The following is a 20,252-nucleotide window of genomic DNA, read 5'->3' as shown; positions in this document are numbered from 1 at the left end:
TCCAACTCGATAGCTGCAGCAACTGGCGCCTCATTTCCATGACTCGTTGGAATGTCGCTCAATTTGCTGACGGTCATACCATCCTTACCATCGCAGTCGTTCTCCTCCCGTTTCGCATTGTCCGATGCGGCATTAATCCTGCGCTGCAGGCCGTTCTTGAAATTCCGCGCAGTGCCGGCAATCTGGCGCACCGCCCTCTTGAGCTGCGCCTTGCGACGATCCGGTTCACGTATCAATCACATCGTCGATCGCCGGCGTTTCCAGCATCGGCATCAGATGATCCACCTTGGAGAGCAATTCCAGTTAGCACCGCCCGAATTTGGAAATGACCTTCACCTCCAGGGTCAACGGCTCCGTGTCATAGCTCGCCAGGCTGGTAATACCATGCGCGACACATAGAGCTTCGGCGCCTTCGATCGCCTTGTTCACGTCTGCGGACAGCTTTGCGATCTGTTGCTGCAAATCGGCTTCCACTTTCTCGACCATTTCATGCGAGAGCTTGGTGCGCGCCGTCACCGAAAGGAAAAGGGCTTGTCCAATTCTTTTGCTGCTTTCTTTGCGCTTTCCACCGTTTCGTTTAAGCCTTCCGATGTCGCGGAAACAGATACTTTCCCTTCTGCAAGCGCAAGCAAACCCTTACCTGAGCCAACTGGCAAAAATTTGGTCTCTATGCCGACTGCCGATTGCAGCGCTGAAGCGGCGGGCTCGAATAACTGCTTTTGAACGGTAGTGGAACCGGATACTTCGAGCGCGGCAGCCGATGCGATGGCCGGCACCAGACTGACGATGGCGAGCAAATTGAAAGCGCGGTGTACGAGCTTCATGAGAATATCTCCAGGGGAATTAGCGAAACGAAGAATAATGATCAGGCGAGGCAGCGCGGGCGGTATCGAGGCAAATTTGACGATTCAATGCGATCAATGCAGCGTGCTTCAAAGTCAGAAATATAACGGAAGACCATTTTATGCACATGGTTATTGCATCGCAATAAATCCACCAACAAACGCGGCTCGAGTTGCAAAACCCTTGACGTAAAGTAAGTCGACGCTGCCTATCGCGTCGATTTACGAACTGAGAAAATGTGCGGAATGAATTCCGCAATACAGGAAGTTACTTGCAGCGGAGCAGCGGATAGTTTGAGATAGCAAACGTCTGGAACGCATCTTTTATGCCGTTTGTTATAACTCCCTGCGGCCATACAAGGTGTGCGACAAAGTTAATTAGGAATCTTGTGGTGCTGCGCTTCGCCGGATGCGCATTGTGTCGCAAACCGGCGCATGGACCTACCCCATGTCTCTGAGCGCATTCTGCAATGAGCGACGTTCAAGCTTCTCGAATGGCAAGCTCAAGAAAATGCGTATGCGGTTGGCAATCTCAACGTAGGTTTGATTGAACGCCTTGCGCCGCGCTTGATCATCTTCCACAGTCGTAGGGTCGAGGAATCCCCAATGCGCGCTGACTGGTTGACCAGGCCACGAAGGACAGGATTCGCCGGCAGCGTGATCACAAACGGTAAAAATAAAGTCCATCTTCGGCGCCTCCGGCCGCGTGAACTCTTCCCAGGATTTGCTGCGCAAGTGTGTAACGTCGTGATTCTGAATCCGCAGCACCTCGAGTGTCAGCGGATGAATCTCGCCGCCGGCACGGCTCCCCGCACTATGTGCTTGAAACCTTCCGGCTCCGAAATCATTCATGATGGCCTCGGCCATGATGCTGCGGGTCGCGTTGTGGGTGCAAATGAACAAGATGTTATGTATTTTGCTGTCCATATAGTCTCTCCTATCCGAGGGATTCCAATGCCGGGTACGTAATTGCCGTAAGTCACCAGCACATCAACATCACGATCACAAGTTCGCGGCTTTCAAGGTCAACACCGGACGCTTCAAATATTTTGGAATTGTCGAATTTTAGTGTGCGTTTATGACACGAAGATGACAAGCTGCCTTGAAGATCCTGTCGGAATTTAATCAAGCAGCCCGGATAAGAGTAACAACGCAAGTGCCAGCGCAGTGCCGATCCAGACATGAACAACATGGTTTTGAAGTACCCGCCGGCGAATAAAGTGATACTACATAAATCAAACTTTCGCGTGCATCAATCTCATATTTCCATTATTATCGAATCATAGAAATTCTCAACCGCTTTCGATTTATTTTTCTCCAATGAACACAAAGAATGCCATTTCCGCACTGGCTGCACTGGCCCAGGAATCGCGACTTGCCGTTTTTCGGTTGCTCGTGCAAATCGGCCCGGCTGGCATGGCGGCAAGCAAGATTAGCGAAAGCCTCGGGATTCCCCCGTCCTCCCTGTCCTTTCACTTGAAGGAACTGACTCATGCCGACTTGGTGATTCCAAGGCAGGATGGCCGCTTCGTCATCTATGCCGCGAATTTCGAGACGATGAATGCACTCATGGGTTTCTTGACGGATAACTGCTGTGGTGGCAATCCCTGTTCGCCGGTCTGCAAGACAGAGTGCGCAACAGTGGATACGGCATCTTGAGCACCTGCCGTACCGTAAGACACACGCCCAAACATGCGTTCCCAACAAATTCAACCGTTTCCCATTACTAAACCGAAGACCTGATTCTCATGAATGTCCTTTTTCTCTGCACTGGTAACTCCTGCCGCTCCATCCTGGGTGAAGCGACCTTCAACCATCTGGCCCCTGAGGGCTGGCGCGCGATGAGCGCCGGCAGCAAACCGACGGGACAAGTCCATCCGCGTTCCCTGGCGCTGCTGGAGCGCGAAGGGATCTCGACCGACGGCTATTACAGCAAATCCTGGGACAACCTGCCCGCGACGCCCGATATCGTCATCACGGTGTGCGCCAGCGCCGCTGGCGAAACCTGCCCGGCCTATTTGGGCCCTGTCATGCGCACGCACTGGGGCGTGGAAGACCCCGCGCATGCGACCGGCACCGACGAAGAAATCGACGCAGCCTTCATGAAGGCGTACCGCATCCTGCGGGCGCGCATCGAGGCCTTCCTGGCGCTGCCGCTCGACAAACTGAAAGAAGACAAGGCGGCGTTAAAGGCCGAGATGGACAAGATCGCGCTAATCGGCGCATAAGGAAAAAAATGACAGCAATTCAAATTTACGATCCGGCCTTGTGCTGCAGCAGCGGCGTCTGCGGCGCCGATGTCGACCAGCAGCTGGTGACCTTTGCGGCCGACGTCAAATGGATCGAACAGCAAGGCACCAAGGTAGAACGCTTCAACCTTGCGCAGCAGCCGCTCGCATTCGCCGAAAACCCGGTCGTCAAGGGATTTCTGGAGCGCTCCGGCCAGGAAGGTTTGCCACTGATTCTGGTCAATGGCGAAGTCGCGCTCGCCGGCCGTTATCCGCGGCGCGCCGAACTGGCGCGATGGGCCGGCATCAGCCAGTTCGCCGTGTCGGCACCACCCGCAAACAGCTGCAAGCCCGGCTCCGGCTGCTGCTAACCATCCAAAGGACAAGCGATGCGGTTCCTCGAAGATACACCTCCATTCCTCTTTTTTACAGGCAAGGGCGGCGTCGGCAAGACTTCGCTCGCGTGCGCGACCGCCATCCGGCTCGCGAATCAGGGCAAGCGGGTCCTCCTGGTCAGCACCGACCCTGCCTCGAATGTCGGCCAGGTGTTCGGCATCGCGATCGGCAACCGCATCACGGCGATACAAGCCGTGCCCCGCTTGTTTGCGTTGGAGATTGACCCGCAGGCGGCGGCACAGCAGTACCGCGACCGAATCGTCGGTCCGGTTCGGGGCATCTTGCCGGAGGCAGTTGTCAAAGGCATCGAGGAGCAGCTCTCCGGCGCCTGCACGACGGAAATCGCGGCATTCGACGAGTTCACCGCGCTGTTGACCGACCAGACGTTACTACGGGAATACGATACGATCATCTTCGACACCGCCCCCACCGGCCACACCATCCGCTTGCTGCAACTGCCAGGGGCGTGGACCGGATTCCTTGAAGAAGGCAAGGGAGATGCGTCGTGCCTCGGCCCGCTTGCCGGCCTGGAAAAACAGAGAAACCAATACCGTGCAGCCGTTGACGCCCTGTCAGACGCGCAACGTACGCGTCTGATCCTCGTAGCGCGCGCCCAGCAGTCGACGCTACAGGAAGTGGCCCGCACCCATGAAGAGCTTGCGGCCATCGGGTTGACTCAACAATACCTTGTGATCAACGGCATTCTGCCCGAAGCGGAAACAGCTACCGATCCGCTTGCAGCCGCGATCTGGCAACGCGAGCAAATGGCACTCACTCACCTGCCGCCCAACGTTTCCCGGCTTCCCGCCGACCGTGTTGCGCTCATGCCGTTCAATCTGGTCGGGCTGCCGGCACTGAGCCAGCTCCTTGCCTCCTCAGCACCGCAGGCCGACGCGACTGCTTCTGACGTGCCGCTTCCGCCTGCGCCCGATCTTGCGGCGCTGGTTGACGACATCGCACAGGACGAACACGGCTTGATCATGGTGATGGGAAAAGGCGGCGTCGGCAAGACCACGCTGGCAGCGGCCATCGCAGTAGAGTTAGCCAGCCGCGGACATGCCGTTCACCTGACCACATCGGATCCTGCAGCCCATCTCGCCGATACGCTGTACAGTTCGCTTGACCACATGACGCTCAGTCGCATCGACCCCCATGTCGAAACCGAGCGCTATCGTCAGCACGTGCTGGAGACGAAAGGCAAGGAACTCGATGCGCAGGGCCGCGCGCTGCTGGAGGAAGATCTGCGTTCGCCCTGCACCGAAGAAATTGCCGTTTTCCAGGCGTTTTCACGCGTGATCCGCGAGGCAGGCAGGAAGTTCGTAGTGATGGATACCGCCCCGACGGGTCATACGCTCCTGTTGCTTGATGCAACCGGCGCTTATCACCGCGAAATCGTGCGCCAGATGGGCAACAAGGGACTGCACTTCACCACCCCCATGATGCAGTTGCAAGATCCGAAGCAGACCAAGATTTTAATCGTGACCCTGGCTGAAACGACGCCTGTTCTGGAGGCGGCGAACCTGCAGGACGACTTGCGCCGGGCGGGGATCGAACCATGGGCCTGGATTGTCAACAATAGCCTCGCCTACGCCGCCCCACGATCCCCGCTCTTGCGCCAGCGCGCGGCAAACGAGATGCAGCAGATCGATGCCGTCGCCACCCGCCATGCACAACGCTGGGCGGTCGTGCCGTTGCAAGCGCAAGAACCGGTCGGTGTTGACCGGCTGCGCAGCCTGGCGCGCCATTCTTCCGACCTTTATTCTCAACCCTGAATCAACAAGAGACCGTCATGTCCGCACAATGTGAAGTTAACGGGAAACGCGCCGCTGGTGCGCCGCTCAGCTTTTTTGAACGCTACCTGACCGCCTGGGTCGCACTCTGTATCGTCGTCGGCATCGTGCTTGGACAAGCCTTGCCCGGCGTATTCAAGACCATCGGCGCGATGGAGATCGCCAAAGTCAACCTGCCGGTCGGTTTGCTGATCTGGGTGATGATCATCCCCATGTTGCTGAAGATCGACTTTGGCGCATTGAGCCAGGTGCGCGCCCATGTCAAGGGCATCGGCGTGACCTTGTTCGTCAACTGGCTGGTCAAGCCGTTTTCGATGGCATTGCTCGGCTGGATATTCGTGCGGCACCTGTTTGCGCCGATGCTGCCTGCCGCACAGATCGACAGTTATATCGCCGGCCTGATCCTGCTTGCCGCCGCGCCCTGCACCGCGATGGTGTTCGTCTGGAGCCGCCTGACCGACGGCGATCCGTATTTCACGCTGTCGCAGGTGGCGATGAACGACCTGATCATGGTGTTCGCCTTCGCGCCGGTCGTGGGCTTGCTGCTCGGCGTGTCCAGCATCACCGTGCCGTGGGATACGCTGATCACCTCGGTGATCCTCTATATCGTCATTCCCGTCCTCATCGCGCAAGCACTGCGCAGATTTCTTCTATCCAAGGGGCAGGACGCCTTTGACGCGACAATGACGAAAATCCAGCCGTGGTCGATCGGCGCACTGCTGTTGACCCTGGTGCTGCTGTTTGCCTTCCAGGGCGATGCCATCATCAAGCAGCCGTTGGTCATTGCGCTGCTCGCGATACCGATCCTGATTCAGGTCTTTTTCAACTCCGCGCTGGCTTATTGGCTGAACCGGAAGGTGGGCGAAAAGCACTCGGTGGCCTGCCCGTCGGCACTGATCGGTGCGTCCAATTTCTTCGAACTGGCGGTGGCTGCCGCGATCAGCCTGTTCGGGTTTGAGTCCGGCGCCGCGCTCGCCACCGTGGTCGGCGTGCTGATTGAAGTGCCGGTGATGCTGCTTGTCGTGAAGGTGGTCAACGCCACTCAACCCTGGTACGAAGCCGGTAACCGGGCTTGACGGGCACGCATGGTGCATGAGCGATTTCCCCATCTGAAGCCAGGTTCAAGCCAGAAAAACCTTCCCTCAGTAGGGCACACGCTGGCGCTGCTGGGTCCGGCCCTGACCGCCCATGCCGTCGCCTCTGCGCTCACGGTGTATGCGGCGACGGTACCGGCGCTAATCGCCCTCGCCGCGACGCTCGCGTTTGCGGCTGCTTGGCGGTACGGCCCTCGCCGCGTGAGCGTGCGTGCAGGCCACGTGTCGTCGCGTGTCATCTCCGATCTCTATGGCTCATTCTTAGCCGCAGCCGCGACACTGGCCGGGGCCTGGGCCATCACCGCTGTCATTGGTGACGCTCATGCCTATTACTGTTCCGAAGCGGTTCCGTGGCGAATCGAAATCGCCCTGTTTGGAAGTTTCGCCTTGGGCCTCTTGTGCAGAATGGCCGAGGCGCGCGGGCTGCAGATGCTGGCATATCCGCTCACCTTGCTGGCCCTGTTCTGGATCGCGCCGTATTACGGATATTTTTCCGGTCCTGTTTTCCTGGGCATTGGGCTGATCACCGACTGCACAGATCGCTCCGTCGTTCAACTCTGTGTGGCTGCCTTCGGAATGGTTGCCGGAACAGCCATTGGCAGATCGATTGCAGCCTGGCTGTCGTCGAATTCATCCAGCTAGCACGTTCGTCAAATGCCAAGGGCGCAGCCCAGGAGCATGCGTCAACAGAACCGCCCCATTGTTTTAACGTACATCAGTAGATGTCTAGAGGCACCGTGATGAAGAATTCACTCGTTCCACAAATCGGCAACGACACCTGCGTGCTCAATGCGTGGGAAGATCACGAGATCGAGCTGCGCCGTTACCTGGCACACCAACTGCCCGACCCGCATCTGGTCGACGACCTCGTACAGGAGATTTTTCTAAAGGCGATCGCCCAGGGCAAAAACTTCTGCACCCTGGAAAATCCGCGGGCCTGGCTGTTTCAGGTCGCACGTAATGCGCTAATCGACAGCGCGCGACTAACCAAACCTACGGTACCGCTGCCTGATGACCTGATTCAGGAAGAATGCGATCTTGCACCGGTAGATGCGCTGGCCGAATGCCTGCCACGCGTGCTCGCGGCATTATCCGAGGAAGACAGCGAAATTCTTCGACAGTGCGATATCGAGGGAATGAAACAGCAGGCGTTCGCCGATGCGCACGGGCTCAGCCTCTCCGCTGCAAAATCGCGCCTGCTGCGCACGCGGCAGCGCATGCGTGAATGGATGATCCAGAACTGCCAGGTCAGATTTGACGAGGCCGGCTCGGTGTGCTGTCACGTGTCGCGGACCGACACCTGAAGCTAATGCTCAGGCAAACTGCGGCACGCGCCGAAGTCCCGCCCAATTCTCTGTACCTCGTCGAAGTGTCGTCATGAATGCCATGGCACTTGGCAAGACGAGGCCGCAAGAGTAAATTGCCATTCTGTTTTGATGTACCTGCGCGTATGGCCCGGCCCACGGTCGCGGCATGCCGCGTTCTGACCACGGCAAAGCCTGCCTCATGCACACTCGCTACTCAACATTTCGGCTCCGCACCCTGCTCTTCGCGCTGGCGCTGGTAGGCACCGGCCCCGCCCGTGCGGCCGAACCGATCGTGGCGGCAGCAGCCGACCTCAAGTTTGCGCTGGACGAGATCGCGCAGTCTTACAGGAAGGACACCGGACAGTCGGTCAGGCTTACCTTCGGCTCGTCCGGCACCTTCGCCACGCAAATCCGCAGCGGCGCCCCGTTTGCGATATACCTGTCAGCCGACGAAGATTACGTGCTCAAGCTGCACGCGGATGGCTTCACCCGCGATACCGGCATCCTTTACGCCGTCGGCCGCATCGTACTGCTGACGCCGCCCGGATCCGAAATGCAAGTCGATAGCGAGCTGAACGGGCTGTCGGCGCAGCTCAAGGCGGGCAAGATCAGGCGGTTTGCGATTGCCAATCCGGCCCATGCGCCTTACGGCCGCCGCGCCGAGGAAGCCTTGCGCAAGGCGGGCCTGTGGGATACGATCAAGCCGAAACTGGTGTTTGGCGAAAACGTCTCGCAGGCCGCGCAGTTCGCCATCAGCGGATCAACCGACGGCGGCATCATCGCCCTGTCGCTGGCGAAATCACCTCAGATGGCCGGGTACGGCCGCTACGCGCTCATCCCGGCCGACTGGCATGCGCCGCTCCGGCAGCGCATGGTGTTGTTGAAGAACGCGGATGCTACGGCACAGGCTTTCTATCGCTATCTGCAGGAACCCGCCGCGCGCGCCGTAATGCGTCGCTACGGCTTTGAGCTGCCGGGCGAGGCCAGGTGATGGACTGGCCTGCGCTCCTGCTGTCACTCGAACTCGGCGGACTCACCGTGGTGCTGCTTTTGCCAGCCGCACTGTTCGTGGGACGTACCTTGGCGTTCCGACGTTTTCGCGGCAGCTCGCTCGTCGAAGCCATGCTCGCCGTGCCGCTGGTGCTGCCGCCCACGGTGGTCGGCTACTACCTGCTGGTCGGCCTGGGCGGCGAGTCCTGGATCGGCCAACAGGTTGAACGCATGACCGGCCACGGACTGGTTTTCCACTTCTCCGGCCTGGTCGTTGCCTCGATCGTTGTCAATGTCCCGTTCGCCGTACAGCCGATCCAGCGCGCGTTTGAAACCATCCCGCACGAGCTGCGTGATGCCGCCGCCTGTTGCGGCATGGGTTTCTGGCGCACCCTTCTGACCGTAGAGCTGCCGCTGGCCTGGCCGGGCGTTCTGACCGCCATGGTGCTCGCCTTCGCGCACACGCTGGGCGAGTTTGGCGTGGTACTGATGGTCGGCGGCAGCATTTCCGGCGAGACCAAGACCATTGCCATCGCCATCTACGACAAAGTGCAGGCCTTCGACTTCACGGCGGCCGGCCACATGTCGCTGCTGTTGCTCGCTTTCTCGGTGGCCGTGCTGGCCCTGGCGGGTGGTTGGGGTAGACGCTTCGGAAGGCGCCATGGACTGCCCCGGATCTGATTTCAGCCTCTCAGTTCGCCAGGCCGCGCCGATTCCGATCGACGCTGAGCTGACTTGCCTTGGCGGGCAGCTTCTTGCCTTGGTCGGCCCATCAGGCAGCGGCAAGTCCACCCTGCTGCGTCTGATTGCCGGATTATCCCGCCCGGCCCACGGCCGCATCGCCTGCGCATCGGTCTGCTGGTTCGATAGCAAACAAGGGGTGCACCTGTCGCCACAACACCGCCGGGTGGGATTCGTGCCACAGCATTACGGCCTCTTCCCGCATATGAATGCGCTGGCCAACGTGATGGCGGGCTTGCACCATCTGCCAGAGCAGGAGCGCCGGCACCGTGCCCACGCCTGGCTGGACAAGGTGCATCTGGCCGACCTGGCACAACGCCGGCCGGCGGAACTGTCTGGCGGCCAGCAGCAGCGCGTGGCACTCGCACGGGCGTTGGCCCGCGAGCCGGCCATCCTGCTGCTCGACGAGCCATTTTCGGCGGTGGATCGGGCCACCCGCGAAGCCCTTTACGTCGAACTGGCCGAGCTCAAGCGCGAGCTGGTCTTGCCGATCGTGATGGTCACGCACGACCTCGACGAAGCGCTGTTGCTTGCGGATCGCATCGCCTTGCTTGCACATGGCCGCACGCTGCAAAGCGGCCCGCCTCATGAGGTGATCGCGCGCCCGGTGAACGAAACCGCTGCCCGCATGGTTGGCATAAGCAACCTGTTCGATGCCGACGTGCTGCGCCACGATAATGCGGCCGGGCGGACCTGGCTCAAGGCGGGCATAAACCAACTTGCCTGCCCGCTGGCCGCGACCTGGCCGGCTGGCAGCCGGGTGCGTCTGATGGTGCCGCCCAGCGCTGTGCGCCTGCGCTCGCTGGCCACCGGCGAGCTCCCTGCCGGCCACAACCGTCTTCAACTCATCGTGCATGTCGTCCTGCCCCTCGGAGATCAGGCGCGCATCACCGCACGGATTGCGGGATGCGACGAGCCGCTCCAACTGCGCATCCCGCTGCGTCTGGCCGAAGCGCTTCGCTTGCAACCCGGCGCACGCACCGATGCGGTGTTGCGCGAGCATCAACTTCACATCATGCCCCTGGCTGAAAAAGGCCAAGTCGGCCAGACGGCAGAACGATAGCGTTCCGCCCTGCTCTCTGCGCGGACTGCGCCAGGATTCGCGTCAGCAATAATTTTTGCATCCTTTTTCCGGCTCATTCGTCTTCAGATTGAACGATAAAAACCTGAGTGCGCCGTAACGCGCAAAGGTTTTCAAAACCTCAACAATCTGGAGAATCTGACATGATGGAACGTTCCATAGCACGAGTCCGCACAAGTCCCCGTGCGTTCCTCGTTGCCGCATTGCTGGTGTGGATTGCACTGTACCAGTTGCTCTCGCCGGCCTCGGAAGCACTGGTCGCCGTGTTGCCGGTTATGCGCGATAGCGATCTTGGCGCCGCCCTGCAATTCTTCTTTTACGACACGCCCAAGGTGCTGTTGCTCCTGACTGGCATCGTCTTCGTCATGGGGATAATCAATACGTATTTCACGTCGGAGCGCACCCGTGCCTTGCTGGCAGGCCGCACCGAGGGAACGGCCAACGTCATGGCCGCCGGTCTCGGGATTGTGACGCCCTTCTGCTCCTGTTCGGCGGTCCCGCTGTTCATCGGCTTCGTCCAGGCCGGTGTGCCGTTGGGTGTCACGTTTTCCTTCCTGATCGCCGCACCGATGGTCAACGAAGTGGCATTAACGCTGCTGTTCGGCATGTTCGGATGGAAGATTGCGGGGCTCTACCTCGGTCTGGGTCTTTTGGTTGCGATCGTCTCCGGCTGGATCATTGGGCGTCTGAAGATGGAAGCGCACCTTGAGGATTGGGTGCGCAACATGCCTCGGATGAAAGCGACTACCGGCGCAAACGTTCTCACGCTCGGTGAACGCATTGACGCGGGCTTGAGCAGCGTCCGTCAGATCGTTGGCAAAGTATGGCCCTACATACTGGCCGGCATCGCGCTTGGCGCGGGGATTCATGGCTATGTACCGGAAGATTTCATGGCCGGAATCATGGGCAAGGACGCATGGTGGTCGGTTCCGCTGGCAGTGATCATTGGCGTGCCGATGTACACGAACGCCGCCGGCGTGATCCCTGTCGTGCAGGCGCTGCTCGCCAAGGGCGCGGCGCTTGGCACCGTACTGGCATTCATGATGAGCGTGATCGCGCTGTCGTTGCCCGAAATGATCATTCTGCGCAAGGTGCTGAAAGTACGCCTGATCGCCACCTTCGTCGGCGTCGTGTCGGCCGGGATTCTCGTGGTCGGCTATATATTCAACGCAGTGCTTTGACCGTTCACCATGTCTGAGTTACTTAAGAGGAGCGCCAAATGGAAATCAAGGCCCTCGGCACTGGCTGCGCCAATTGCCGCGCCACCATTTCGCTGATCGAACAAGTCGCCAAAGCCAAAGGCACACCGATCGATGTGCACAAGGTGGAAGATATCCGGGCCATCATGAGCTATGGCGTCATGTCCACTCCGGGCGTCGTCATCGATGGCAAGGTGGTACACGCTGGCGGCATACCTAGCCGCGACAAGATCGAGCAATGGCTGGCAAGCGATAAAACCTGAGTTTTTCACTAAAGAAAGCAAAGATTCGTTCGTGGTCGCCGATGTAGCGATGTTTGACCTGAGTCATTCTTATTCGGATCGGCGCCAGCGTAGAGTGAAGTGTATCTTCGCGGCCCGGCCGGTCAATCGATACCGGTCGGGCGTTGCAGCTTACCACGTCGTTGTCATCCACCCTAACGCACTTACAGTTGTTTAGAACACCAGGACATCACAATGAGTTCTCATCTCGAATCACCACCGATCGACGGATTGAGCCGACTTGTATCGGCGACGCTCAACAGTGGGTGCTTTTGCACCAGCCTGGACGAGGCCGCATTGGGCCACGCGCTGGAATCCGAGTTGGGCTCCCCCGGCCTGTCGGCACTCGTTAGGGAGTGGTGCCCGTACTTATTTTCGGCGCAGCCTGTATTCATCTCCACCGACCATATGGCGCGCATGGCGCAGGTTGTCGGCGCAGTCGAATCCGTGGTGGCGCTTCCCGCATTCCGCCGCGCGGTTCTCGCCGATGCGCCACCTGTCGCGCACTATGATGCGGGTGGCGCCAAGGGCGTGTTTTACGGCTACGATTTTCATATTGATGGAGATAGCGTCGGGCTTATCGAGATCAACACCAATGCTGGCGGCGCCATGCTCAATGCGGTGCTGGCACGGGCACAAAGCGCGTGTTGCCCCGAGATGGAAAGCATGATTCCGCCGTTGGCGTCCACTCGTGCACTGGAACAAGGTATTGTCGATATGTTCCAGAACGAATGGCAACGTTGCGGACGCAACCGACCTCTACGCAGCATTGCGATCGTCGATGAATCTCCGGAGCAGCAATACCTGTATCCGGAATTTTTGTTATTTCAACAGCTATTTCGGCGTAACGGCTTGGAAGCAGTGATCGCCGCGCCGTCGGAATTGACGCTACGCGACGGCGTCCTGTGGCATCGCAATGCGGCCATCGACCTGGTGTATAACCGCCACACAGACTTCATGCTCACGTCACCGGCGAATGCCACCCTGCGCACCGCGTTCCTCGACGGCGCGGTGGTGCTTACACCGCATCCGCAAGCGCATGTCTTGTATGCCGATAAACGCAACCTGGCGCTGCTCACCGATCCTGGCCGTCTTGACGCACTGGGCGTAACGCCGGAAATCAAGGCCATCCTGTTGGCTGGCATTCCACATACGGAAATCGTCGATCCCGCGCAGGCCGACCGGCTATGGAATGAACGCCGCCGGCTGTTCTTTAAGCCGACCGCGGGTTACGGTAGCCGCGCTACCTATCGTGGTGACAAAGTGACCAAGCGCGTCTGGCAGGACATCCTGGCCGACGACTATGTCGCTCAAGCCATCGTTGCCCCTGGCGAAAGGGTCATCGGACATCGAGACTCGCCGCAGATACTCAAGTTCGACGTACGAGTCTATGTGTACGACGGCGCAGTGCAATGGGTCGCCGCGCGTCTGTACCAAGGCCAAACCACGAACTTCCGAACGCCAGGCGGTGGGTTTGCGCCGGTATACAGCGTTGCGAACGAATCAGATTCAGTCGACGCCCACATGATCCAATTAGGAAATTCTGATCTATCGAACGAACACATCGGATGAGTTCATCAGCACCACGCATGATCACGACCATACGGATATCGACGCGACACGCCGCGCGTTCGAGGTACGATCCGGCCTTTTGGCCAACTCGCTCGCGCTGCTGGCCGGCGCCGTCTGGAGACCGAGATGAGGAGCATATCGGATGGAATATATCCTCCTACGTCAGCGTTATAGGGCAGGAAGCACCACTTCTTCGCGTGCCTGCGGTAAAAGCTGATGATCTGCGCCAAATAAATCGCCTCACAGAGTCGAAACAAATTCCCGCGGATGGGGACGAGAATGGGGCGCCTTTTGTTTTACGATAGTTCCAATATTGACGCTGCAAACCGGTTGCTCGTCCTCAGTGAGATGGAAAAGCTTACGGACATAAGTCGAATGCAAGGACTTTCCGCTGGTAAGACCAGCGCCATACCCCATCGCATGTGCCATTAGCAGGACATTCTGGATTGCGCTGCCTAGCGATACGTACCGCTCGAATTCAGGGATGTCGGATGCTTTTTGGCTTTGCAGTCGTGCAATTGCCACCATCATGAACGGCGCCCGGTACGCTTTTTCCTGTGCAGCGGAGATTTGGTCCTGCGTTGCGTCCGGAGCATTGTCAGCCAATGCAGAAGCAAACGCGGCGGCCAGCGATGCACGTTTGTCATTGGGAACGATCACGAAACGCCATGGTGTCAGCCGGTCATGATCCGGTGCCGCCGCAGCGGCACGGAGCAAGCACAGGATTTGCGCAATGGACGGCCCAGGCGCTGCCAACCGCCTTGGCGACACATTATGGCGCGCGCAAATGAGGCGCTGTGCCAAGTCGCTGAGATCGGGTTCGGGCACGGACGAGACCATGCAACATGGCGACTGCACCGCATCGATTTGCTTGCACCCGGCTTGTTCATGTCGACACCAGTCTGGAATAGGAGACATTCTTATCCTCGCTTTCAATCACTGAATTCTTGCGTCCATGCTGAAAGGTGGTCGGCATTAGTGGGTCGCGCCAGTCTTTTTCCTCGTACGTCGCCCCCTGCTGGAGACGCCATCCAGACCAGTTCCCTCTATCAGGTCCATTAGCGATACCGAATCGAGAAATTCGAATATTTTCCTGTTCAAGGTGATGGATAGTGCGTAGACCATACCTGTCGCATCTCGGCCAGAATGACCATCCTGCCATTCATGTTTACGCCTATGCTCGACAGTGCGCGACTCTTGCATCGCCAATATGATGTCGGACACCCTGATCAGTTCAGCCGAATGGGCCAGTCTGTAACCACCTCCCGGCCCTCGCGTTCCCACGACAAAGCCATGCCTGCGCAGCGTCGCGAAAATCTGCTCTACATACGAGGCCGATAACATCAGCCGTGCGCCGACCGCAGACAGGACTACGTAACCGTCCCCCTGATGCAATGCCACATCAACCAACGCCTGCACCGCAGCCATTCCTTTGTTGGATACGCACATCGCGTCTAGCTTGCGTTCGCTAGATATTGCCAGAGGCATCGAACGACTTGCTGTCATTTCCCGTTCCCACGTCTTTTAGAATGGCATCCAGCACTTGCTCGACTTGCGCAGCAGTCATCCAGCCTTCCTCGAACAAAATGGTGGGCACCAAGCGCGTATATCCGGGTATTTGCTGCTTTGCGCACAGATGAATAGCCATCGCTTCCTGCAATTGGGCTTCCGTGATAAAGCCCATCTCCACGGCTACGCTGCCGAATTGGGCAGAATAGACGTTGGAAAGATCTGCCGGCACGCCATTCGGTGTCATTCGCTCCTCCAGGTAAAAATCTCGATGCAGCCTGCCTCCTATCCGCCAACGGACGACATGAAGCGGACGATTTGAGAGGGCTGTTCCTTAAATTCATGCCGTAGCGGCTTGCGCAGAATCGCCGCGCGTATCAGTGCTTCCAGCTCGCCGTCACTGCATCCATCGCGTAACGGTGTTCGCAGTTCGAGCGTGTCGTTCTGTCCCAGGCACAGATAGAGCGTGCCGTCCACGCCCAGCCTGACCCGGTTGCAGGTGGCGCAAAAATGTTGTGAGATGGGGGTAATGAAGCCGATTTGAAACCGCCGGTCTTGCGATACCAGGTACCGGGCGGGTCCGGCGCCGGGCACGATGCCGTCGACCAGGCCGAAACGCACGCGCAAGCGCTTCTGTGTCGGCCCCAGTTCAAGCATGCCGGTATTCCTGCCCGATTCGCCGACAGGCATTACCTCGATCAGGCGCAAAATGAATCCCTGTTCCATGCAGAAGGCGACCATGGTATCGATCTCTTCATCGGTAATGCCAGCCATAGCGACCATGTTGATCTTGATCGGGCTGAATCCCTCGCGGCGCGCGGCATCCAGGCCGCGCAGCACCTGCTGCAGCACATCGCGCTGGGTAATGGCGGCAAACCGGCCCGGGTCCAGCGAATCGATGCTGACATTCAGCCGGGTGACGCCTGCCGCGCGTAGCGCGTGCGCGTGTTTCTCCAGTTGGGTGGCATTGGTGGAGAGCGACAGATCGCTGATGCCGGGGGTGGCGGAAATGCGTGCGGCCAGTTCCGGCAGATTTTTCCGCATCAGCGGCTCGCCGCCGGTGAGACGGATACGCTGGACGCCCAAGCGTGCAAACACGCGCACCACGCGCTCAATCTCGTCAAAGCTCAACCAATGCGCCGGCTCCTCGAATCCATGAAAGCCTTTCGGCAGACAGTAACTGCACCGCAAATCACAGCGGTCGGTTACTGACAGCCGCAAATATTCGATCGTTCTACCGAATCCGTCGGTTAACATCGCGATTTCCTCCTCTACACCCAGATCATGGCGTCACGTGTGCCCGCCTCACTCGGCGGGCTTGTTCGTTTCGCTTTTCAAGCCATCGTTAAAGCCCTTGACCGCCTTACCCAGGTCCGATCCCATGCTGGCAACGCGTTTTGTTCCAAACACCAGCATGACAATCACGAGCACAATCAACCAGTGCCAGATGCTAAATTCGCCCATCATTACTCCTTGCCTGACGCCGCAGCGCCTGTTTCAATTTCAAGTCACTTTGCCGCTTACTGCAGCAAAGATTGCATTCTTTCTTCATTCAGTATCCTCACTCGCCGCCCCGCCACGGAAATCACGCCTTCGCCGCAAAGCCCTTGCAACTCCCGGGAGAAGGTCGTCGGCGCCAGGCTGAGTCGCGCCGCAATCAATGCCTTACAGGCGACCAGCTCGATGCAGTCACCGGGCGCCTGACGCTGTTGCCGCAACAGATAGTCTGCGATGCGCTGTCTCGCGCTATGCAGCGCATGACTTTCAATGTCGCGCAAAAGCGCATGGAACTGGTTTCCAAGGTGCGACAGCAAGGCATGCGTGAACGCGAAGTTCTCTCTGACGACCGCAGTGATGCATGGTCGGTTGACATGCAACAGCACCGAATCCCGCGTCATCCGTCCGAACGTCAGATACCGCCGTTCCAGCAGCATCTCGCCTAATCCGAAACATTGCTTCATCCCCAGGATCGCAATAATCCTTTCACCGCCATTGCAAAGCTCAAACCCGATTCTGACTTGCCCATCTCCAATCACGAACATACCGTCCGCTGCATCTCCGGGACATATCACGGAGGTTTCGGCAGTGGCATGAATAACGCGCGCCCCGGCGGCGATCATGCCTAGTTGATACGGGCTCAGCGACTGGAAAAGCGGCGTCTCGGACAGGATGCGTTTTATCTCCTGCATGGTGCCTCCTCAGCATGCGCAAAACGATGGCTTGTTCAATCCCCCTAACGTTCAGAAAAGATCACCCTCCTGCACACGTGTTGTGACCTGGAGAAAACCACTTTTGCGATCCGCTCCGGCAGTCAGGACAGATGCTAAGGTGCTCGGCAGGCAGGCCCTGCAGTTGCAACGCCTTGGCCATGATTTGGATTTCCTTTTCCCGTGCATAGGGCTTGCCGCAGGCACCGCAATTTCGCCATATGCCCTTGTTCAGATCCAGGCGTGCCTTCCTGCGCTTCTCGCGTCGATCGTTGCGCGTTGCCTCATCGGCGGGGAACATTTGTTGCAACAGCGTGAGCGCGATCCGCGCCAGGTGCAAATACGGCGAATCGACATCGCCGTCCTCTTCGATCGCTTGTGTCATTGACGTCAATCCCGGCAGCAGGAAGTACTGCGCCAGTTGCACCCGGTCTGCATCCGTCTCCGGCATGTCGCTCAACATCCCCAGAAACTCAAGCAGGCAAGAGACGTGATCGGGCAGATCGCGGAAATCCTCCTGTTTTCCGACGCCATAGCGCCCCAGCAGGTATTCGATTGCGTCGATCGCTGGCCCGTTGAGCGAGCCGTCGAGATAGCACCCAAGGTTCAGCCGCGCCCGCATCGGTGGCACCAGAAACAGGCGGCTGTAGTGAACCAGCAGCGCCTCGTCGTCCTGGAATACGCTTAACGCAGCGCGCAACGCGGCGACATGATTCCCGATATCCAGCGCTTCCTCCTCGGCGAGCGCGGCGAGATCTTCCGCGAGGTCAGTTCTAAACGCGTGCAGAATGCCCGGCGACGCCGGCGGCATAAAGGCATTGGCCAGGATATGGCAGACGGAATCGGCTATTTCTATGGTATTCATGGATTGTCTCGGAAAGCCGGCGGGAAATTTCTTCCATCCCCCGCCGGAAAATTGCCCTATGGATCAAGAATGAACCATCTTCCCTTCGGGCAGCATCTCAGACTCGGGATGCGTATCACTCAGCTCGAACAGCGTTTCACCAAGCGCGTACAACGCGAGCGCAATTCCGATGCCAACCACCGCCAGCGCCCATTCCGTAACGGACGGCACATAAGGTGCGACACTAAATGCCCACGTTCCCTTGAACATTGGCACCATCTGTCCGCCGATGATGAATTCATAGCGATTGATAAACAGGCCCGCCAGAACCAACGCAGCCGCCAGAATTTGTTTGCTGGGATCGCGCTGCATCGACCTGGAGATCATCAGCAGGAACGGCACGCCGAAGCACAACCATACTTCGATATGGAATAGAGGATTCTTGACCAGCGCCTTGAACCCTTCCAGGCCGTCGAGATTGCTCCACAAGCCGGTCCAGAAGCGCGTCAGGATCATGACCAGCGTGAGGCCGATCAGCGTGGCGAACAACATCGGAAGATCGCGTCCCGACGCCATCTCCTTCAATCTGGCCGGCATCTTGTTGCGGTCGAAGCCATATGCCATATAGGTGGTCAGCACGATTGCCGCAGCCCCGGACAACGCCGCCGTCAACATGAAGAAGATCGAAGTGAACGACCCATACCACATCGGACGCATCGCCATCGAGCCAAACACCAGTCCCAGCATGCCGGAGGCCAGGATCACGGCGATGAAGCCGAGACGGGCGACCATATGGCTTAACGGGCTATCCCAATCCTTGCGCCAAAGCAGATAGAACTCCACCAGCAGCAGGCACAGGTCAATGGAATAAAACACGCCCATCCAGAACATCGGGCTCATCACCTGCAGTCCGGTAGGCACCGCCCAGAGCAGGCGGAACGGATGCCCGAGCTCAAGTATCAGTTGGGAGAAGCCAGCGATCAGGGTGATGATCGCAATCCATATGCAGCGCTTGGCGATCGGATAGAACTGGGTGAATCCGAACACCGTGGCCAGCGAGGCGATCATCGTCAGACCCGACGAGGTCAGGACGAAGAACGCGTAGGAAGCAATCGGCAGCCCCCATACCACCCCGTTACTCGATGTATTGAACGAGGCGTGCCCGACAAAAATCAACTGATACATCGCGAAGCCGAAACTCACCGCCAGCGCCAACAGCGAAGCAAACCACCACCTGCCGGCAGCGGAAGGCTGCTTGCCGAGGTTAAGGCAAATCCAGAGAAAACGCATCGTACCCTCCGAGCGCCATAAATCACCGAGCGCGCGGAACGCTTCGCCAAAGTCCTTGGGTTCTCTAATCATGATTTATTCTCCTTAAGCCTTATCGTTGCCGTCGTTGTCGTCTTTGGCGCGGTTGCTCGGGACAGCGCCGGCTTTTCCGGTGAGGTAATACACCTGGGGCTTGTTACCCAACTGATCCAGCAGCCGAACGCCCTTCTTGTTGGCGATCATTTTCGACACTTCGGAAGTCGGGTTCGACAGATCACCGAAGAAGCGCGCGCTCGGCGCGCACGTCACCACGCAGGCCGGCGTATATTCGCGCTGCGCCGGATTGCTCGGATCGAGATCGGCGGTTCCCTTCGGCGCCTTGCTGACGCGGTGGTAACAGAAGGTACATTTCGACACCACATCGTGCGGTTGCACGCCCACGCCATGCGCCCAGTCTTCTTTCGCATCGGGCATTTTCCAGGGCGGGCTCCACGAATGCGCGTCTTGGCTCTTGAAGACCTGCTTCATGTCCGGGCCGCCGTAATTCGGCTTTTCCTCGGTATAGAAACGCACGCCGTATGGACAGGCGACCATGCAGTACTTGCAACCGATGCAACGGTTCCAGTCGATCAGAACGAAGCCATCCTCGTTCTTGTAGGTGGCCTTGGTCGGGCACACCGCAATACAGGACGGCTTCTCGCAGTGCTGGCACGGACGCGGAAACCACTTGAGCTGGGTGCTCGGGTATTCGCCTTCGTTAAAGAAAATCACGTCCTGCCAATGTTCGCCGGGCAGCCGGTTGTTTTCCATGCCACAGGCGATGGTGCATGCCTGGCAGCCGGTGCATTTTTCAAGGTCGATGACCATTCCCCACTTAGCCATGATAGAGATTCCTTAATTCG

Annotated in this window: 25 protein-coding genes; 13 read left to right on the top strand and 12 right to left on the bottom strand. The window is 58.6% G+C overall.

The window, feature by feature from the left end; translation table 11 throughout:
• Window positions 1-303: 303 nt before the first annotated feature.
• From E6W33_RS07650 to E6W33_RS07640, 3 genes are all read right to left on the bottom strand, one after another.
• On the bottom strand, window positions 304-516 hold the full coding sequence (locus E6W33_RS07650) for a hypothetical protein (protein ID WP_136416062.1): 213 nt from the start codon (window positions 514-516) through the stop codon (window positions 304-306).
• The gene (locus tag E6W33_RS07645) at window positions 513-824 is read right to left on the bottom strand and encodes a hypothetical protein (protein ID WP_136416060.1); all 312 of its coding nucleotides are present in this window, start codon (window positions 822-824) and stop codon (window positions 513-515) included. The genes E6W33_RS07650 and E6W33_RS07645 overlap by 4 nt, the downstream gene beginning before the upstream one ends.
• A gap of 459 nt (window positions 825-1,283) precedes the next feature.
• A complete protein-coding gene (locus E6W33_RS07640) occupies window positions 1,284-1,769 on the bottom strand; it encodes an arsenate reductase ArsC (protein WP_136416057.1) in 486 nt (161 codons plus the stop codon).
• A 393-nt stretch (window positions 1,770-2,162) separates the two neighbouring features.
• Between E6W33_RS07640 and E6W33_RS07635 the strand changes: the two genes are divergently transcribed.
• From E6W33_RS07635 to E6W33_RS07575, 13 genes are all read left to right on the top strand, one after another.
• A complete protein-coding gene (locus E6W33_RS07635; RefSeq protein ID WP_136416055.1) occupies window positions 2,163-2,501 on the top strand; it encodes a metalloregulator ArsR/SmtB family transcription factor in 339 nt (112 codons plus the stop codon).
• An 89-nt stretch (window positions 2,502-2,590) separates the two neighbouring features.
• Window positions 2,591-3,070: an arsenate reductase ArsC gene (locus E6W33_RS07630; RefSeq protein ID WP_136416053.1), complete on the top strand. Its 480-nt coding sequence runs from the start codon at window positions 2,591-2,593 to the stop codon at window positions 3,068-3,070.
• An 8-nt stretch (window positions 3,071-3,078) separates the two neighbouring features.
• Window positions 3,079-3,441 (top strand): arsenite efflux transporter metallochaperone ArsD, encoded by a 363-nt coding sequence (gene arsD / locus E6W33_RS07625; RefSeq protein WP_136416051.1) that lies wholly within the window; start codon window positions 3,079-3,081, stop codon window positions 3,439-3,441.
• A gap of 18 nt (window positions 3,442-3,459) precedes the next feature.
• Window positions 3,460-5,238 (top strand): arsenical pump-driving ATPase, encoded by a 1,779-nt coding sequence (gene arsA / locus E6W33_RS07620; RefSeq protein ID WP_136416048.1) that lies wholly within the window; start codon window positions 3,460-3,462, stop codon window positions 5,236-5,238.
• A gap of 17 nt (window positions 5,239-5,255) precedes the next feature.
• Entirely contained in the window at window positions 5,256-6,332 is a 1,077-nt protein-coding gene (gene arsB / locus E6W33_RS07615) for an ACR3 family arsenite efflux transporter (protein ID WP_136416046.1), read from the top strand.
• Window positions 6,333-6,341: 9 nt separating this feature from the next.
• The gene (locus tag E6W33_RS07610; RefSeq protein WP_136416044.1) at window positions 6,342-6,992 is read left to right on the top strand and encodes a hypothetical protein; all 651 of its coding nucleotides are present in this window, start codon (window positions 6,342-6,344) and stop codon (window positions 6,990-6,992) included.
• Window positions 6,993-7,090: 98 nt separating this feature from the next.
• Window positions 7,091-7,654 carry a sigma-70 family RNA polymerase sigma factor gene (locus E6W33_RS07605; RefSeq protein WP_136416042.1) on the top strand — a complete coding sequence of 188 codons (564 nt, stop codon included), beginning with the start codon at window positions 7,091-7,093 and terminating at the stop codon, window positions 7,652-7,654.
• 202 nt (window positions 7,655-7,856) lie between these two features.
• Window positions 7,857-8,648 (top strand): molybdate ABC transporter substrate-binding protein, encoded by a 792-nt coding sequence (gene modA, locus E6W33_RS07600; protein ID WP_136416040.1) that lies wholly within the window; start codon window positions 7,857-7,859, stop codon window positions 8,646-8,648.
• On the top strand, window positions 8,648-9,328 hold the full coding sequence (gene modB / locus E6W33_RS07595) for a molybdate ABC transporter permease subunit (protein WP_136416038.1): 681 nt from the start codon (window positions 8,648-8,650) through the stop codon (window positions 9,326-9,328). Before modA ends, modB begins: the two co-directional genes overlap by 1 nt.
• Window positions 9,309-10,451 (top strand): ABC transporter ATP-binding protein, encoded by a 1,143-nt coding sequence (locus tag E6W33_RS07590; RefSeq protein WP_136416035.1) that lies wholly within the window; start codon window positions 9,309-9,311, stop codon window positions 10,449-10,451. The genes modB and E6W33_RS07590 overlap by 20 nt, the downstream gene beginning before the upstream one ends.
• Window positions 10,452-10,615: 164 nt before the next feature.
• A complete protein-coding gene (locus E6W33_RS07585) occupies window positions 10,616-11,650 on the top strand; it encodes a permease (protein WP_136416761.1) in 1,035 nt (344 codons plus the stop codon).
• A gap of 38 nt (window positions 11,651-11,688) precedes the next feature.
• On the top strand, window positions 11,689-11,931 hold the full coding sequence (locus E6W33_RS07580) for a thioredoxin family protein (protein WP_136416033.1): 243 nt from the start codon (window positions 11,689-11,691) through the stop codon (window positions 11,929-11,931).
• A gap of 213 nt (window positions 11,932-12,144) precedes the next feature.
• The gene (locus E6W33_RS07575; RefSeq protein WP_136416031.1) at window positions 12,145-13,521 is read left to right on the top strand and encodes a hypothetical protein; all 1,377 of its coding nucleotides are present in this window, start codon (window positions 12,145-12,147) and stop codon (window positions 13,519-13,521) included.
• Window positions 13,522-13,761: 240 nt separating this feature from the next.
• On the opposite strand, the gene E6W33_RS07570 is transcribed toward E6W33_RS07575, so the two are convergent.
• The 9 genes from E6W33_RS07570 to E6W33_RS07530 all read right to left on the bottom strand — a co-directional run bounded on the left by E6W33_RS07570 (window position 13,762) and on the right by E6W33_RS07530 (window position 20,232).
• A complete protein-coding gene (locus tag E6W33_RS07570; RefSeq protein WP_247869566.1) occupies window positions 13,762-14,439 on the bottom strand; it encodes a nitroreductase family protein in 678 nt (225 codons plus the stop codon).
• Between the two features lie 57 nt (window positions 14,440-14,496).
• Entirely contained in the window at window positions 14,497-15,027 is a 531-nt protein-coding gene (locus E6W33_RS07565; protein ID WP_136416029.1) for an Rrf2 family transcriptional regulator, read from the bottom strand.
• Window positions 14,990-15,277, bottom strand: a complete 288-nt coding sequence (locus E6W33_RS07560) for a hypothetical protein (RefSeq protein WP_136416027.1) — start codon at window positions 15,275-15,277, stop codon at window positions 14,990-14,992. The genes E6W33_RS07565 and E6W33_RS07560 overlap by 38 nt, the downstream gene beginning before the upstream one ends.
• 38 nt (window positions 15,278-15,315) lie before the next feature.
• The gene (moaA, locus tag E6W33_RS07555) at window positions 15,316-16,287 is read right to left on the bottom strand and encodes a GTP 3',8-cyclase MoaA (RefSeq protein WP_136416025.1); all 972 of its coding nucleotides are present in this window, start codon (window positions 16,285-16,287) and stop codon (window positions 15,316-15,318) included.
• 48 nt (window positions 16,288-16,335) lie between these two features.
• Window positions 16,336-16,494: a Sec-independent protein translocase subunit TatA gene (tatA, locus tag E6W33_RS07550; protein WP_136416757.1), complete on the bottom strand. Its 159-nt coding sequence runs from the start codon at window positions 16,492-16,494 to the stop codon at window positions 16,336-16,338.
• Between the two features lie 56 nt (window positions 16,495-16,550).
• Window positions 16,551-17,219: a Crp/Fnr family transcriptional regulator gene (locus tag E6W33_RS07545; RefSeq protein WP_136416024.1), complete on the bottom strand. Its 669-nt coding sequence runs from the start codon at window positions 17,217-17,219 to the stop codon at window positions 16,551-16,553.
• A gap of 61 nt (window positions 17,220-17,280) precedes the next feature.
• A complete protein-coding gene (locus E6W33_RS07540) occupies window positions 17,281-18,102 on the bottom strand; it encodes a molecular chaperone TorD family protein (RefSeq protein ID WP_136416022.1) in 822 nt (273 codons plus the stop codon).
• Between the two features lie 63 nt (window positions 18,103-18,165).
• Window positions 18,166-19,443 (bottom strand): NrfD/PsrC family molybdoenzyme membrane anchor subunit, encoded by a 1,278-nt coding sequence (gene nrfD / locus E6W33_RS07535; RefSeq protein ID WP_211097259.1) that lies wholly within the window; start codon window positions 19,441-19,443, stop codon window positions 18,166-18,168.
• Window positions 19,444-19,455: 12 nt separating this feature from the next.
• Window positions 19,456-20,232, bottom strand: coding sequence for a 4Fe-4S dicluster domain-containing protein (locus E6W33_RS07530; RefSeq protein ID WP_211097258.1), 777 nt, complete (start codon window positions 20,230-20,232; stop codon window positions 19,456-19,458).
• Between the last annotated feature and the right edge of the window lie 20 nt (window positions 20,233-20,252).

The organism is Herbaspirillum sp. ST 5-3 (assembly GCF_004804275.1).
GTDB lineage: Bacteria > Pseudomonadota > Gammaproteobacteria > Burkholderiales > Burkholderiaceae_D > Noviherbaspirillum.
Note: the sequence above shows the minus strand (reverse complement) of the source record. Positions and strands in the feature narration are given on the sequence as shown.